This window comes from Pseudomonas sp. P4_C8 (genome assembly GCF_056401975.1).
The window spans coordinates 44,335-59,006 of sequence record NZ_JBFUIH010000041.1; the positions used below are offsets into that span (position 1 = coordinate 44,335).

Annotated in this window: 11 protein-coding genes and 1 pseudogene; 5 read left to right on the forward strand and 7 right to left on the reverse strand. The window is 57.3% G+C overall.

Annotated features, from left to right (window positions below):
* Positions 1-25 precede the first annotated feature (25 nt).
* From AC1DWM_RS23260 to AC1DWM_RS23280, 5 genes and pseudogenes are all read right to left on the reverse strand, one after another.
* A complete protein-coding gene (locus AC1DWM_RS23260) occupies positions 26-3,352 on the reverse strand; it encodes an Ig-like domain-containing protein (RefSeq protein ID WP_477796230.1) in 3,327 nt (1,108 codons plus the stop codon).
* Between the two features lie 526 nt (positions 3,353-3,878).
* Positions 3,879-4,302 (reverse strand): annotated as a pseudogene (locus AC1DWM_RS23265) (hypothetical protein).
* Between the two features lie 629 nt (positions 4,303-4,931).
* Complete coding sequence (locus AC1DWM_RS23270; protein ID WP_477796224.1) at positions 4,932-6,968, reverse strand: LTA synthase family protein; 2,037 nt, start codon at positions 6,966-6,968, stop codon at positions 4,932-4,934.
* Positions 6,969-7,000: 32 nt separating this feature from the next.
* Positions 7,001-7,612 carry a hypothetical protein gene (locus tag AC1DWM_RS23275; protein ID WP_223517626.1) on the reverse strand — a complete coding sequence of 204 codons (612 nt, stop codon included), beginning with the start codon at positions 7,610-7,612 and terminating at the stop codon, positions 7,001-7,003.
* Entirely contained in the window at positions 7,609-8,907 is a 1,299-nt protein-coding gene (locus tag AC1DWM_RS23280; RefSeq protein WP_223517627.1) for a sialidase family protein, read from the reverse strand. Before AC1DWM_RS23280 ends, AC1DWM_RS23275 begins: the two co-directional genes overlap by 4 nt.
* Before the next feature lie 141 nt (positions 8,908-9,048).
* On the opposite strand from AC1DWM_RS23280, the gene AC1DWM_RS23285 reads away from it, so the two are divergent.
* On the forward strand, positions 9,049-9,324 hold the full coding sequence (locus AC1DWM_RS23285; protein WP_477796225.1) for a hypothetical protein: 276 nt from the start codon (positions 9,049-9,051) through the stop codon (positions 9,322-9,324).
* Here AC1DWM_RS23285 and AC1DWM_RS23290 read toward each other — a convergent pair.
* On the reverse strand, positions 9,293-10,204 hold the full coding sequence (locus tag AC1DWM_RS23290; protein ID WP_223517629.1) for a LysR family transcriptional regulator: 912 nt from the start codon (positions 10,202-10,204) through the stop codon (positions 9,293-9,295). The genes AC1DWM_RS23285 and AC1DWM_RS23290 overlap by 32 nt on opposite strands.
* Positions 10,205-10,312: 108 nt before the next feature.
* On the opposite strand from AC1DWM_RS23290, the gene AC1DWM_RS23295 reads away from it, so the two are divergent.
* The 4 genes from AC1DWM_RS23295 (at position 10,313) to AC1DWM_RS23310 (ending at position 13,981) form a co-directional block, all read left to right on the forward strand.
* Positions 10,313-11,152 carry a HalD/BesD family halogenase gene (locus AC1DWM_RS23295; protein ID WP_477796226.1) on the forward strand — a complete coding sequence of 280 codons (840 nt, stop codon included), beginning with the start codon at positions 10,313-10,315 and terminating at the stop codon, positions 11,150-11,152.
* Between the two features lie 154 nt (positions 11,153-11,306).
* Complete coding sequence (locus tag AC1DWM_RS23300) at positions 11,307-12,275, forward strand: ABC transporter substrate-binding protein (RefSeq protein WP_223517631.1); 969 nt, start codon at positions 11,307-11,309, stop codon at positions 12,273-12,275.
* 118 nt (positions 12,276-12,393) lie between these two features.
* The gene (locus tag AC1DWM_RS23305) at positions 12,394-13,512 is read left to right on the forward strand and encodes an S-(hydroxymethyl)glutathione dehydrogenase/class III alcohol dehydrogenase (protein ID WP_477796227.1); all 1,119 of its coding nucleotides are present in this window, start codon (positions 12,394-12,396) and stop codon (positions 13,510-13,512) included.
* A gap of 88 nt (positions 13,513-13,600) precedes the next feature.
* Positions 13,601-13,981: a VOC family protein gene (locus AC1DWM_RS23310; protein WP_223517633.1), complete on the forward strand. Its 381-nt coding sequence runs from the start codon at positions 13,601-13,603 to the stop codon at positions 13,979-13,981.
* 16 nt (positions 13,982-13,997) lie between these two features.
* Here the strand turns inward: AC1DWM_RS23310 and AC1DWM_RS23315 are convergent.
* The coding region (locus AC1DWM_RS23315; protein WP_477796228.1) for a DUF1302 family protein at positions 13,998-14,672 on the reverse strand (675 nt) is incomplete at its 5' end.

Consider the following 14,672-nt stretch of genomic DNA (forward strand, 5'->3'; position numbering starts at 1 on the left):
AGCAATTTGCCGATTCAATCCCCCATCAACGCACCGAGACTGGTGCTGTTACCACCTTGCCAAGCGCAGACGTGACAGTGATGGTCGGGTTTGGCGCCGGCCCGGCACCGGCGGTCGCCACCAACACTCGCCACTTCGCACCCGTGCCGACTTGCGTGAGCGTGGCCTTGCCCAGATTAAGCGTCCCGGCGGTAGTGGACGCGGTCACCGTCACGCTATTGCCGGTAAAACGCGTGGTGGTGCCGGAAATATCCCAGGTGTAGCGATTGTCGCTACGAACGGTGACGAAAGCGCTGGTGACCGCCAGAGTCTCGTTGGCCGCTGCAGCGGTGACATTGACGGACACCGTCGCCGGGTCCGAATTCGCGTCCTTGGCATCGCTGGCCCGATAGGTGAAGGTCGCGGTGAACGGTGCGGGGACGATGGCCGGTGGGGTGTAGATCACGCGCAGACCATCGGTGGCGACCACGCCCTTGCCGGAGTCCGGTTGCTCCAGACCCACCACTTTAAGTGGCACGTTACCGTCGGGGTCGCTGTCGTTGGCCAGCACGTTGATGGTCACCGGTTGGCCGGTGTTACTGATGGCGCTGTCTGGGTTGGCAATTGGTTTTTTGTTTTCGCCTTCGTTATTGTCACGTTTATCGCCAGTGCGGAAGGTCGGCAGCGCAGCGGAGTTGACGTAAGTGACGCCGTCCCAGCCGGGTATGGGCGTTGGCATCAACTGGAACTGGCCCGGATGCTCTACATCCCAGCGCAGCAGCATGGACGTGTCCTCGTGCTGGGTGTTGTGGCAGTGCTCCAAGTAGGTCCCGGCGAATTCGCGGAAGCGGATCGCTATGTCCACGTCCACCGAACTGTCGATGCCTTCGCCGATGAGATAGACGTCCTTGCGCGCCCACTTTTCCCATTCCGGCGGCGCCTTGCCGTCGCGGTTGAGGACGATGCCTTCTTCGAAATGCACGTGCACCGGGTGGCTCCAGCCGTTGCCGCCGTTCCTGATTTTCCACACTTCCAGGGTGCCGTCGCCGGAGAACCCGGCAGGGGTCGGACCGTTGGCCAGTTGCGGAGCGGCGCTGATGATTCGAGGGTCCATTTGGAAGCCTAAACCTCCGTCGGTCTTGATCGTCCAGGGTTGTTCGTCGGTACCGTCGGAGCGGCCGAAGATGAACTCGCGATGCCGCGCCAGTTTCAGTTTGGCCTGCACCGCCGGGTCGTCGCGGTTGAGGGTCAGCGGAATCATGGTTTTACCCGCCGCCTTGCCCGGTTTGGCGGGTTCGAAGTCGGCAGGGTTCATGCTCACGTCCTGGCCGGAGTAAGGCTGGACCACCATCTGCATGAACTTGCCCACCACCGGGTCGCCGTTCTCCCATTGCAGCCCTTTGCTGCCCAGCTTGAGTACCGCCTTGTACTTGCCGGACAGGACATCGGCCAGGCTCAGCGGATTACTCTCCGGACCTTTACCGTTCTGATGCTCCATCAGGTTGACGAAGTACAGCTTGTCGCCGGTGTTGATCCCGTTTTTCGCGAAGTTGACGATGATGTCGAAACGCTCGGCGATGCCCTGGCTGGGCAGGATGGCGTTGTGGTCCTGCACATCGCCGTCGGCGTCCAGGTCCATGCTCCCATCGAACGGCACGGCGTGTTCCATGAGGTTGCCGTCGTTGGCGATCAAGTGGAACGGCACGCGGGTATAGGACAGGCCGGAACCTGTCGGGCCGGGGAATTCGCCACCAGTGCCGACGATTTCACGCACCAGCGCGATCCTGAAGAAGCGCGACACCGAGCCATTGAGGATGCGGAAGCGATAGCTGCGCGCGCGCACATTCAGGCGCGGCTGGTACTGCCAGTTGACCAGGATCTGATCGCCGAGAAAGCCATCGGTGTTGAACGGGTTGAACCACAACTGGCCATTGGCGTCCCAGGCCTTGTCGGCCACCACCAGGTTGACGTCATAGTCGCGGTTGCCCCAGGGCAATGCCGAACCGCTGGGCAGGCGCAGGTTGACGCCGTCTACAAACGCTTCGTTACCGCGATCCAGGGCGCTGTAGTAGTTCATCATCGTCGCGTTGCCCTTGTAGACGTTCTGTGCGGTGAAATCGAGCATGTGGTCGTGGAACCAGTGGGTGCTCATGGTTTCGCGCCAGTCGCCACGGATCTTGATGCTGCCGTTGTTGCAGGTCTTGAGGCCCGGAGTGGCATCGTTGACAAACAGGGTTTCACCCGGTGCGCAGGGGAACGCCGCGCGCGGATCCTGAGCGCTGGTGTTGATGGTGTCGTAACCGGCCAACTGGATCGGCCAGCGATAGTCGTAGTACTGTCCCGGAAAGAAAAACGCATTGGCAAAGCCATCGCTTTCGGCCGGGGAGTGGCCGTTGTGTTCGTGGGTGCTGAGGGTGTGAAGGCCAAATCCCATGTTGGCCGACGGATCAATCGGCAGGGCGTTGTAGTGACGCATCAGCACGGGTTGGCCGTACCGCACCATCAACAGTTTTGCCGGAAAGGTGCCGTCGAAGGTCCATAGCGCCTTGTGGTTTTGAATCGGCATGTTGGGGTGAAAACGGGTGTCGATGCCTTTGGTGGTGCCCGCTATGATCGGGGCGTCCGAGGTCTGGTTGTACAGTCCGCCAGGCCCGAACTCACCGACGGCGTAGTTGTGCAACTGTCGGCGGTCGCGCATGCCGCCGTTGAGTTTGGCGCCCGCTTGAGCGGTCTTGAAGGCGACCTGTGGGTAGAACTCGTTCCAGCGCTGGTGCGACCAGCCTTTTCCTGGCGGACGACCTTCGGCCGGCGAGCCGACCGGGTGGCGGTTGAGGAAGGCTTCGATCTGCGCTTTCCAGGGGTTTCGGTCGAGCACGTTGGAAAACTGCGACGGAAACGGGTACAGCCCCGGCTGGCGCATGAAGGCTTCCAGCGCCGCGCTTGAAGGGCCGCTGCGAGCGATGCTGTTCGGGTCTTGCGTCGGCGCCGGGCCGGCGGTGGGCACAGGGAAGGTCAGTGGTGGCGCGGGCAGGGTCGGGTCGAGTTTTTCCGTGCCGAATTCTTCGAACAGCAGCAGTTGCTGAGTGTACGGCTGAGCTCCGAACAATGGGCTGGGCTTGCCGTTGGTGGGGATTTTGAAGGATGTCTGCAGGTTTGGCGGCAGCACGTTGTCGGCTGTTGGCGTGGTGCGGGTGCCAAAAACGCCATTGGGCAGGGCGATGGCACCCTGGTTGGCGGGTGGCATGGCCCGTATGGCATCCAGCGCGGCCTTGGGGTCGGCCGGCGGGTTGGTAAACGCCGAGGGGTCCGTCGGTGGTGGCGGGCCGAAATCATCCAGCGGCGCGGCTTCTGCCGTGGCCAGGGTAAGGAGCATCGCACAAGACAGGTTTGATTTGCGCAGCAAGCCGAAGGCGTCGCAAGATGGAGTCGTGCGTGTCATTTTTCACCCCTCGCCTGATGCCCCGTCGTCTCCATATTCGGCACGACAGCAGTTGCGTGTACAAGGGGAGGTGCAACTAATGAGCCATCACTAGGGCGAAGAAAAAATTCAAATTAATGAGCAAGTTGTTCTGAGCGTTGCAGACGGAAGAAGCGGGGGGTGGGGAATAGTCCTCTAATTTGGTGGTAAACACCCGGTTGGTTGGGTGAAGTACCCCATTTGTGGGGATAGTAGCGACCCTATTTCACCGACCGCTGTTGGTCGGATCTGCTTGCCCTAAGGCGACATGGATTTAACTGGTCGAGAAGGGCCGCTTTTGGATGTGGATTCAACCGGTCGCGACCGACCGCTTCCGACCCCGAGCGCTTATCCCTGGCCAACCGTTCTGACAGATTGCGCGGGCGCTGAAACTGCTCCAGCGTTTTTTTTGTTGAGCTGCGGCAGTTCTCGTATCACGATTTTACATACTGTCTTCTTTGTAGGTAGATGACTGAAGAAACTCTGCTATCAGCGATGTAATCTGCTGTTGGATCAGCCCACGCGTGCGAGCGCTGTCGCCATCCCGGCAAATGATGCCATCGCCTGGTACTTCTTCTTCGAGCATTACCTCCGCGCCAGGTTTGCACACCGACAAGAAGCTGAAATGGCTTGCGTCGCTGATTTCGACGCGCGTCACGAACGGCAGAAGCACCGACAAACACCGCATCATCGGCGATCAGTTGCGTGGCTGCGGTAGTTGCACTCGGGTACCAAACAACCATCTCCAGTGCGCGGTCATTGTGCGAGTCCGCCAGTGTGGAAGAGTGGAAGCCGACAGCGTTCTGGTCAGCGAGTGCGATAGTAGTCAGCCAGGTCAACAACAGGGCGCCAAAAGCTATTTTCAATGTCGTTTCTTCCTTGATTAGACAAGTGCATGGCAACCTGAACCCGCCGTTAGGCGCAGCCACCTTCGTAGGAAGTCGAAGCTAATGTGGCTGCATATAAGCATGGACATTAAAGCCCTCATTCGAACCGCCGCGCATAACTTTCATCGTTAACTCTGTTCGCGGTCTTTAGTGAGAAGGCTGAACGTCCCTCAAGTCGACAATCACTGTCCAGCTACAGGATTGCAGCCTCACCTTTACCCAAGCGGATATTTTGGGGAGCTCTGTAGCCTTTTCGGGCACTCTTTACTTTGCGATTTCGCATCTGGATCAATACTACGAATCAGTGAAAGACAAGGTCGCCATTGCTTGGCTGCTTCAAAACATGCCCTATGGATCAAGGGAGTTCGGGCTCCGCGATTGCAATGGCTACTACCTTGCGTTCACGCAAATTTCGGCAGGTAGCAAAAATTCTGGCTGAGCATTCTGCTGCCTCACCATTGGCCTGCCACGATCTGAATCACTGCCGTTTAGCAGCCATCGTGAGTGGCGGTTTCCGGGTGTTAGCTGCCCGCTATTGAGGGTGAGTTTTAGATACTGGTATCAGGGGGAGGCCCGCGTCTATTTGCACTATAGACGCGGGAAAGCCGTTACTTGCGCACGTTCTGGTACAGCATCAACCGTGAGGTTTCATGCATGGCGCGGGTCAACTCTGACAGCCGCTTGAACTCTTCGGGGTGTTGCTCGGCGACGTTGTCCAGCGGCGTCGGTGAGGCCAGGTCATGGAGACTTGGCGAGCTACCGTCGTGTTCCATCTGTACCAGGTAGTGTTGAGTCACGCCGGCAATCAGCGGGAACGTGCCTTCGCGCAACACCAATGGCACCACGCGTTCGCCTTCGGGCGCGGGCTGCTGAATATCACGGCCCATGCTGCTGTTGCGAAACTCAAGGCCGGCCATACCCGCCACGGTTGGCAGCAAGTCCACCAGGCCAACGGCTTCCTCGACCTTGCGCGTCCCGATCATGCCTGGTGCGTGGATGATCATCGGCACCGCGTTGCTTTCCAGACCCAGTTGCTCGTAGGCCGGTGCCAGGAAAGGGATCTGGGCGATACGGGTGTTGTGGTCGCCAAACAGCACGAATATGGTGTTTTCGTACCAGCCGCCGGCCTTGGCGATTTCCATCAAGCGTCCGATGTTGAAGTCCAGCAAGCGCACGGCGTTGTATTGCTCGACACTGCGCGAGCCTGCGGCCTGGACTTCCTCCAGGGTAGGGTGCTTGACCTCGAATCCGTCATTGGTCTTTGGAATCGTAAAGGGGCGATGGTTACCGGCCGTTTGCACATAGGCGAAGAACGGCTTGTCCTTGGGCAGCGTTTGGAGGATCTGATCCGTTTCCTTGAACAGGTCCAGATCCGAGATCCCCCAGACATCCACCACTGGGGATTTCCAGTCTCGCTCGTCGAACAGACGAACGCCGTCGATACTTTGCTTGATCAAGGCATTCATGTTGGCCCAACCGGAGTTGCCGCCAATGGTGTAGATCTTCTCGTAGCCGGTGAAGGCATTGACCAGCGTGTTTTGGTTGGTGATCAGTGGATTACGTGTCGCGGTTTCCTGTCGAGTAACGTCGGGCACCCCACTGATGCTGGCCCAGACAGTTTTTGCGGTCCCCGTCACCGGCACATAGAAGTGCTTGAAGAACCAGCTCTGCGTCGCCAGGCGATCGATGTTGGGCGTTGGATTAATCGGGTTGCCATAGGCCCCGACGGCGCTGGTGCCCAGCGATTCGAGCATGATGAACATCACGTTCGGTGGCCGCGAGCCCGGTACTTTGTAGGGTTGTGGCGCCTGGTGGCGGACGAAATCAAGGGTCTGCGGGTCGGGTTGGTCGACGCCCAGATAGTTGGCCATGACCGCGTAATGTTCGCGCACCTGCGCTTCGTCATAGCGCGACTGGCCGACCTTGACGGTGTCGTAAAGGAAAATCACCGGGTTCAGGCCCAATGCGGCGACCTGGTTATTGCCCGAGAAAAACGCATCGCTCCAGCGCAGCGGTACAGGGTTTTCAATATTCAAGTGTTCGACACGACCCAAAATACCCAGCAGCACCAGCACGACCATCAACGCACTGCCCCATGTCGCGGAGAACCGGTGAATGACTTTGCGGGGACGGTCCAGCGTGACGCGCTCCAGACGAACCAAGGCCAGTGTCACCAACGCGACTGTTGCCAGCCAACCCAGTGAAATCCAGATAACCGGGTAGGTTTGCCAGACCATATCACGGGATATTTGCGCATCGTCGATGAAGCGCAACACCGTAGCGTTGATCCTCACGCCGAGGTACGCGTAATGGCCAAAATCGATGATGTAGATCAGCAGCAGAGCGCTGAGCGCGGCAACCAGATACACCCGGGCGATGCAGCGAACGAGGCGGCTGTCGATCAGGTTCCAGCGAGGGATCCAGGCCAACAACGCCAACGGCAGCATGACCAGAATGGCCAGGCGCAAGTCGAAACGGAAGCCGATGCCCAGGGTTGTCAGGACGGCATTGTCGTCGCTCAGGGCTTTGGCGTCGAAACCGGAAAAGCCGAAAAAGAACACCACCCGCAGTAGTGCAAACAGCACAAACGCGATCGCTGTTGCGCCCAGCCAGTAATGCAAACGTCTCGATTTCAGCCAACCCATCGAAGTTTCCCTATTAAAAATGTCGTTAAATTTCAAACGGATCTGTTACTCATTGGTCTGCGCAACGTGATGAGCCGGCGATACGCCCAGCGTGTCGCCATTACCAGCACTGCCAGGCAGCAATACAGGCCCAGCAGCGGATCAATCAAGTAATCCCAATAGTTGTGGGAGGGTTTGATCCCGGCGATGAAGGCCAGGGTCGCGCTGGTCAACAACACGACGGCCAGGTAATTGCGCAGGTAAAACAGGCTCAAGGTCAGCAGTGCGACGACAAACAACAGGGGGCGCGGGCTGAAACCCCGCCGGTAAGGGTCCAGATCACTCAAGCCCAGGGTTGCCGGGTACAGCACCAGGGCCATCGCGGCGAAGAGGATCAATACGCCGACATAACCCTTCTGCGCAGGCGGCAACACACCCAGTCGACGCAAACAGCCCCACCCCATGAACACCAATGAGGTGATCGCGAGGTCATCAATATAGCTGCGCAAGTAAGCGGCCAGCGACACCTCGCCCAGGGGTATGAAGCTGGCGGCCAGCAATGCCAGCAACAGCGCGATACGCCAGCCCCTGTTCAGACCAAAAGCCGGCAGTATCAGGAAGATGATCATCGCGAAGCTGGCATGGGCTTGCCACAGACTAATCATTTGAGACGCTCGGACAGCCAGGCCTCGTTGAAGGAGACGTGTTTGATGAAAGTGTTGTTCCAGGTATAAACCAAGTGATACATCCCGTCGGGGCTGCGGATGAAGTACGGGTATTCATATTCAAACTCACACCCTTCGCTTTTACAGACGCGTTTGTCGAGGTTGTCGAGGAATTGCGCCTCCAGCGGTTGGCGAAGCTCGCCACTGGAATCGCGGAACTCTTTCCCGATGATTTCCTTGTAGGCGAGGGGTGAAAACGGATCGCCCTCGGGATCCGGTGATTTGTCCAGATCGTGCACCAAGCGCCAATCGTCCATTTTCGCATCGGTGAGATAAAGGCTCAGCTTGAAGCGCCCCTCTTGCAGGTCATTGAGCGCTACCAGCAACCCGTGTTCGGGCGTCGCAACGGCCGCCAACGAGGAATTGGGGTTCGAAGGATCGAGCGGATAAGGTTCGCTCCAGGTTTGCCCGGCATCCTCGGTGCGGCTCGCCAGGACTCGGTGGTGGGTGTCGCCGGCATAGCGCAACATCGCGATACCGCGCTGACCGTCCAGCGGAACGACCGCGGGTTGCAAGGAATTATTGCCGTGGCTGATGCGGTATTTATCGATCACTTCACCGTCTGCGCTCAAGTACAGGTACTCGGCAAACTTGCCCAGAAACTCGTGATAGACCGGCAAGCCGATGGAGCCGTCGACATGGAACACCGGTGCCGACCGGACCAGGGTGCTGATGTTCAGAAAGGGTGAAGTGATCAATTGGCGCGGCACCGACCAATTCACACCAAAGTCGTCTGAAACCATCACATTGACCGCGCTGCCGGCCCAGCCGCCCATGGATACGGAGACGTAGAACAGCCACAGGCGATTGTCCGGCGCCAGTGCAACGACCGGGTTGCCGAGTTTGCGGATGTATTTTCGAGTGCTTTGCTGGGTTGATTCCCGGGTCGCCATGACCTGTTCCTCCCCCCACTCGCCGGTGCTCACGTTGAAACGGGCGGAGCGCACCTGCACATCGGCTGCGCCTTCGCGAGTGCCGGCGAACCAGACCGCCATCAGGCTACCGTCAGGCAAGGCCGTTACCGCCGAGGAATGCACGAAGTCCACCAGCCCGGAGGAGGCGAAACGGCTGGTATAAATGGGCTTGGCCGCTTCATCCGCCTCAGGCAAAGCCGGACTTATCAGGGCAAAGGAAGAGTGCTTGGGGGCAGGGTGGGTGAACCATGCACCCGCAAAGAGGCAAGCCAGGGCAAGGTAAACACCGATGGCAGGAATGCTGGGGAGCTTTATGCGCATAACGAAGGCTTTGGCCTCTCATGGCCCGATAAAGCGCACAAGCTAACACTCGGTAGTACAAGATCGGATTTTATGAGTTTCTATTGTGTAAGCAGGTATTTATAGCGCTACTGCGCTGTCGGCGAATAAAGACGGATTGAGTTGCTGACACCACCGGGTTTGATGGTTTGCGCCTCGGTCCAAGGTACTCGTCAGCCATCTTCACCGCTGGTCGAAAAACTGGACCTGAACAGGGAGGAGCCAGACAAGGAAGCTGAATTATCGATTGAATTCACAATCGCACAGGCCGCTTACGTTGTGATGGCGGGACCGTCTCTGGCCGAAATCAGCCTGATGCGAAAGACGGTAATCGGCCTAAAGAAACTTTTTGCGCGCTGGTTATGGGTTAGCTGTGGTCAGGTTTTACTGCATATTTAATCCAGGTATCAAGCTCTGTAACCATTCTATTGACCTCACTATCTTTCTGTTCCGAGGGTCGAACAATAGCGTTCCAGGCGATATCAAGGCCGTCATTCAGGGCTGCCCACGCAAGCTCCCCACGTTCTAGGCTGGGGGTCACCAAATCGCGTTGCAATATGCTGATTCCGTATCCTGAGCGAACCAGTTCGACGATGGCTTCGATCAACTCCACCGTGATCATACGGCGCGGCAAGATGCTGGCGGGGGCGAAGAACCGATCATATTCCCAACCACTTGCTCGATCAGTTGAGTACGTCACCAGGTTGTAAGTTTTGAAGTCTTCGGCATAGATGTTTTTCCTTCCTGCAAGGGGATGATCGGTTGCCATGATCGCAATCAAGTCGTCCCGGAAAAGTGGCAGTTTTGCTACACCACTAGGCACCATGCCGTCATCGATAATGGACACATCAAGCCTTCCTTGCATCAGGCTCGCGTAAACGTCATTACGAGGTACGGTCACCAGTGTTATTTCGATGTCAGGCCGAAGGTTCGAGTAATGCTTGATGAATTTTGGAATCCAGCGAAACGGGCCGTAGGAGGTGACGCCCATACGCACAAAAGCCGTGACGCCTCCGGCCATCGACCTGGCTTCAGACTCGGCTTCATTCAGTATCGAAATGATGTCTTTGGCCGCCCGTTCCAGGCGTACGCCGGCAGGGCTGAGTCTTAGTTTTCCGCCTGATCGTTCCGTCAGGCTCACACCTAGCCGCCGCTCGGCTTCGCGTATGCGGTGACTGACGGCTGAAGGTGTCAGCCATAAGCGCTCGGCAACCGCCGTTATCGAATCGACTTCCGACAGAGTTTGCAACATCACAAGGTGATCCAGCGTGAGTCTCATGGCGAGCGACCTGAAAATAATTCACGAAATTGCGTAAAATTATGAGCGTGACTTGTTTTTGGTGTCGATGCAATCTGAATCCAGCAGAGCCACCGGAGACCAACAATAATGACTACCTTGCCTTTCGCACCTGCGCTATCACTGGACGACATCGTCGATCTCGAGCGTTACCCCATTACCGATCGCGCCAACCCCGCCTATCTCGCACTGGTCACTCACAGTCAGTCATTGCTGGGACAAGAGGGCGTTGCGATCTTCCCGGGTTTCGTTCGCAATCCATCGGTTGTCGCAATGGCGGATCAGACGCTTGCCTTGCACTCGCGCATGTTTCATTTTCGGGAAAACCACACGGTTTATTTCAAACCTCAAGATGAAAGCGTTGATCCAGAACATCCGCTACGACGGTTGATGAACACTGCAAAAGATACCGCCGCTTATGCCGATATCCCGGCCGATCATTTGATCAGGCAGATCTATGAGTCGGATGAAGTACTTTCTTTCATCAAGGATGTTTTGGATCTGGACACGCTCTATCGTCATGCAGATCCGTTGGCCGCCCTTAACTTGCAGGGCTTTACGGCGGGGCAGCAGCTGGGCTGGCACTTTGATCGTTCCGACTTCAGCGTCACGCTGTCCCTTCAGGCGGCGAGCGCTGGTGGGGATTTTGAGTACGTACGCATGCTGCGTAATGAAAGCGACGATTGCTATGACGCGGTCAGGCAGTTTCTCGATGACCCGAACACACAGCAGATAGAGGTTCTGCCTCAAGTGCCCGGTACCCTGACATTGTTCCGTGGCCGCTATTCATTGCACCGGGTGACGCCGGTGGAAGGGGGCAGGTTGAGGCTCAACGCAGTTTTCGCGTACGTGGACCAGCCCAACGTCGAATTCAGTGCCTATGCCCGCCAGTTGTTCTACGGGCGTACCACCGTAGATCCATTGGTTTAAGTTTCGCCAATAACAATAAAAGCAATTGATTCACTTCTTCGCTTCACATGTTTGCGCACGCACCTGTCCATACTGAATCTGATGGGCTCGTTTGCTCCTGTGTCGCACACAACAGTTCGCTGCCCCCAATAATAATGATTCGGAGCGTCTGATTATGAAAAACAGGAAGAGTTTGCTGGCCTCGTTACTCACCCTTGGCTTGATCGTCGGTAGTGCTTCAAGCCAGGCTTCAGGATGGTGTGAATCGGGCAAACCGGTGAAATTTGCCGGTCTGAATTGGGAGAGCGGGATGCTCCTCACCGATATCATGATGATCGTGCTCAAGGAGGGCTACGGTTGTGCAACAGATCAGTTGGTGGGTAACACCATCATTCTTGAGACTGCTTTGGCCGGCAACGACATTCAAGTGTTTGGCGAAGAGTGGATGGAGCGCAGCGAAGTCTGGAAAAAAGCGGCGGCCGCTGGAAAGGTTGTCGGGGTTGGCGCTCCGATCATCGGTGCGACTCAGGGGTGGTATGTACCGCGCTATGTCGTTGAGGGGGACGCAAAGCGCAATAAGTCAGCACCCGCACCAGACCTCAAAACAGTCTCTGACCTGAGCAAATACCCGAAGGTTTTTCGAGATTCGGAGGAACCGTCTAAAGGGCGCTTCTATAACTGCCCTGCTGGTTGGATTTGTGAGCAGGACAATACCGAGATGTTGAAAGAGTATGGTCTTGAAAACACCTTCACGAATTTCCGTCCGGGAACCGGTGCCGCATTGGATGCGGCTGTCCTGTCCAGCTATAAACGCGGTGAGCCGGTACTGTTTTACTACTGGTCACCGACTCCGCTAATGGGGCAGATCGATGCGATAAGACTGGAAGAAAAGACCGGGGCCGACAAAAACGTCATTACCATGGTTGGACTCTCCAAGCCTTTTCATGACCAAGCTCCCGAACTGGTCGCGGTGCTGGAGAAGGTTAATATTCCTATCGATATGTTGAACCAGAACCTGGCGAGGATGGTCAAGGAGCGCATCGAATCACCGAAGCTGGCCAGGTTGTTCCTTAAGGAACACCCGGAAGTCTGGCATGCCTGGGTCGATGAAGCCGCTGCAAAAAAGATCCAGGCATCACTCTAGTCGGTCACGAGGGCAAGGACGCCCGCCCTTTGTAACGCCCCTCTGAACACATTCTCTTTACTGATTTTTACTGCTTCTACACAGAGGCGGTCCCTCTTTGCGTCCGGGAATTACAAACATGATCAAATCACGAGCGGCCGTTGCCTTCGCGGCAAACCAGCCTCTTCAAATTGTCGAAATCGATGTGGCTGCACCACAGTTCGGCGAGGTACTGGTACGCATCGTTGCGACAGGTGTGTGCCATACCGATGCGTTTACCCTGTCCGGTGCCGATCCAGAGGGGATCTTCCCCGTCATTCTTGGCCACGAAGGTGGCGGTATCGTCGAAGCGATTGGCGAGGGGGTAACTTCACTGGCGGTGGGCGATCATGTGATCCCGCTCTACACCCCGGAATGTGGCGACTGCAAATTCTGCAAGTCAGGGAAAACCAACCTCTGCCAGAAAATTCGTGCGACTCAGGGTAAAGGCCTGATGCCAGACGGCACCAGTCGCTTTTCCTACAACGGCCAACCGCTGTTCCACTACATGGGCACCTCGACCTTTTCCGAGTACACGGTGCTGCCGGAAATCTCGTTGGCCAAAATTCCGAAGGAGGCGCCGCTGGAGCAGGTTTGCCTGCTCGGTTGCGGTGTGACGACCGGCATTGGCGCGGTACTCAACACGGCAAAGGTGGAAGAGGGGGCATGCGTGGCTATCTTCGGTCTGGGCGGCATTGGCCTGGCAGCCATAATCGGTGCCACCATGGCCAAGGCCGGTCGAATAATCGCGATCGATATCAACCCGTCCAAGTTCGAGATTGCCAGGCAACTGGGTGCTACCGACTTCATCAACCCCAGGGATTACGACACACCGATCCAGGACGTGATCGTCGAGATGACGCAGGGTGGTGTGGACTACTCATTCGAATGTATTGGCAACGTCAATCTCATGCGCGCTGCCCTGGAGTGTTGTCACAAGGGTTGGGGGGAGTCGGTGATTATCGGTGTCGCCGGCGCGGGCCAGGAAATCAGTACTCGACCGTTCCAGCTAGTGACTGGTCGCGTCTGGCGCGGTTCCGCTTTCGGCGGCGTAAAAGGTCGCAGCGAATTACCCACTTATGTCGAGAAGGCTCAGACCGGCGAAATCCCGCTAAACACCTTCATCACTCATACCATGGGGCTTGAAGACATCAACAAGGCCTTCGAGTTGATGCATGAAGGCAAGAGCATACGCACTGTTATCCATTTCGATCGCTGATAGAACCGCCCCGGCGTACATCGTCAATCGAGCAGCGCCCGGTCGAACTGCATTGCCCATCCCTTGTGTTATCAAAGAGAGAATCAAAATGAGCATCTTCACTCATGTCACCGTCGGTACCAACGATCTGCAAAAGGCCCGCCGTTTTTACGACAATGTACTCGGCGCACTCGGCCAGAAACGCATCGCTGATCTGGATGAGAATGGCTCGATCTGGGGGGAGAACGCCCCTTCATTCTTCGTGCTGAAACCGGCAAACGGCGCGCCTGCCAGTGTTGGCAACGGCGTCACTGTCAGCTTTGAAGCCCCGGATCGCGCCGCCATCGACGCCTTCCACGCGGCAGCTCTGGCCTGCGGCGGTACCGACGAAGGCGCACCCGGGCCACGGGGCTGGGCACCTGATGCTTACGCCGCCTATGCCCGAGATCTGGACGGTAACAAACTGGCCGCGTACTGTTTCAAGCCTTGAGTAAGCGAGTGGCGAATCAAAAGGTGGTTTTCATCGTCAGGTACACGGCGCCACGGTCCTCAATCGTTGCACCAACACCGGAGAAGGACGAGTAGCCACCGGCGAAACAGGCGTAGTTTTCGTTGCCGCTAAAGGCGTTCGGGGTGGAACCGTCACCACCGGTCGGGCCGGTGCTCACGCCACTGGTATTGCACTTGTCGGTTTGGCCGAAGGCGTCCACGTACTTCAGGTCGACAAAGTATTTGTTGTACACAATGGCACCGACGCCCAACGCGTAGTTGCCGGTGTCCTTGGCACCGCCACCGGACACCGGTGACACGCCGGCGAGGCCGACGTTGACGGACACTGGCGCGTTGAGGTCAACACCAGGGAACACCTGGAACCAGGTCGGTGTGAAGTTGACCGCAAGGCCCCAGTTGTCCCGGGTCGGCTGGTCGACGCCGCGATAGGTGCCTTTGCCTTTGTAGAGTGCTTCGTTCTTGTCATCGAGCTTGAGCAGGTTGCTGTAGTACAGCTCGGCCAGCAGGGTTGCCGAATCGAACAATGGCGTTTTCGGCAGGGGCAACAGACCGTTCAGCGTCCAGTGCAAGGTGTCACCGGTGGCGCTCAGGCTGTCGCCGCGGCTCGGGGTGTCGTAGATCACCCCCGTGGAAGCGGTGCGCGCCGGCAACAGGCCGAGGCCTTGGCCCAG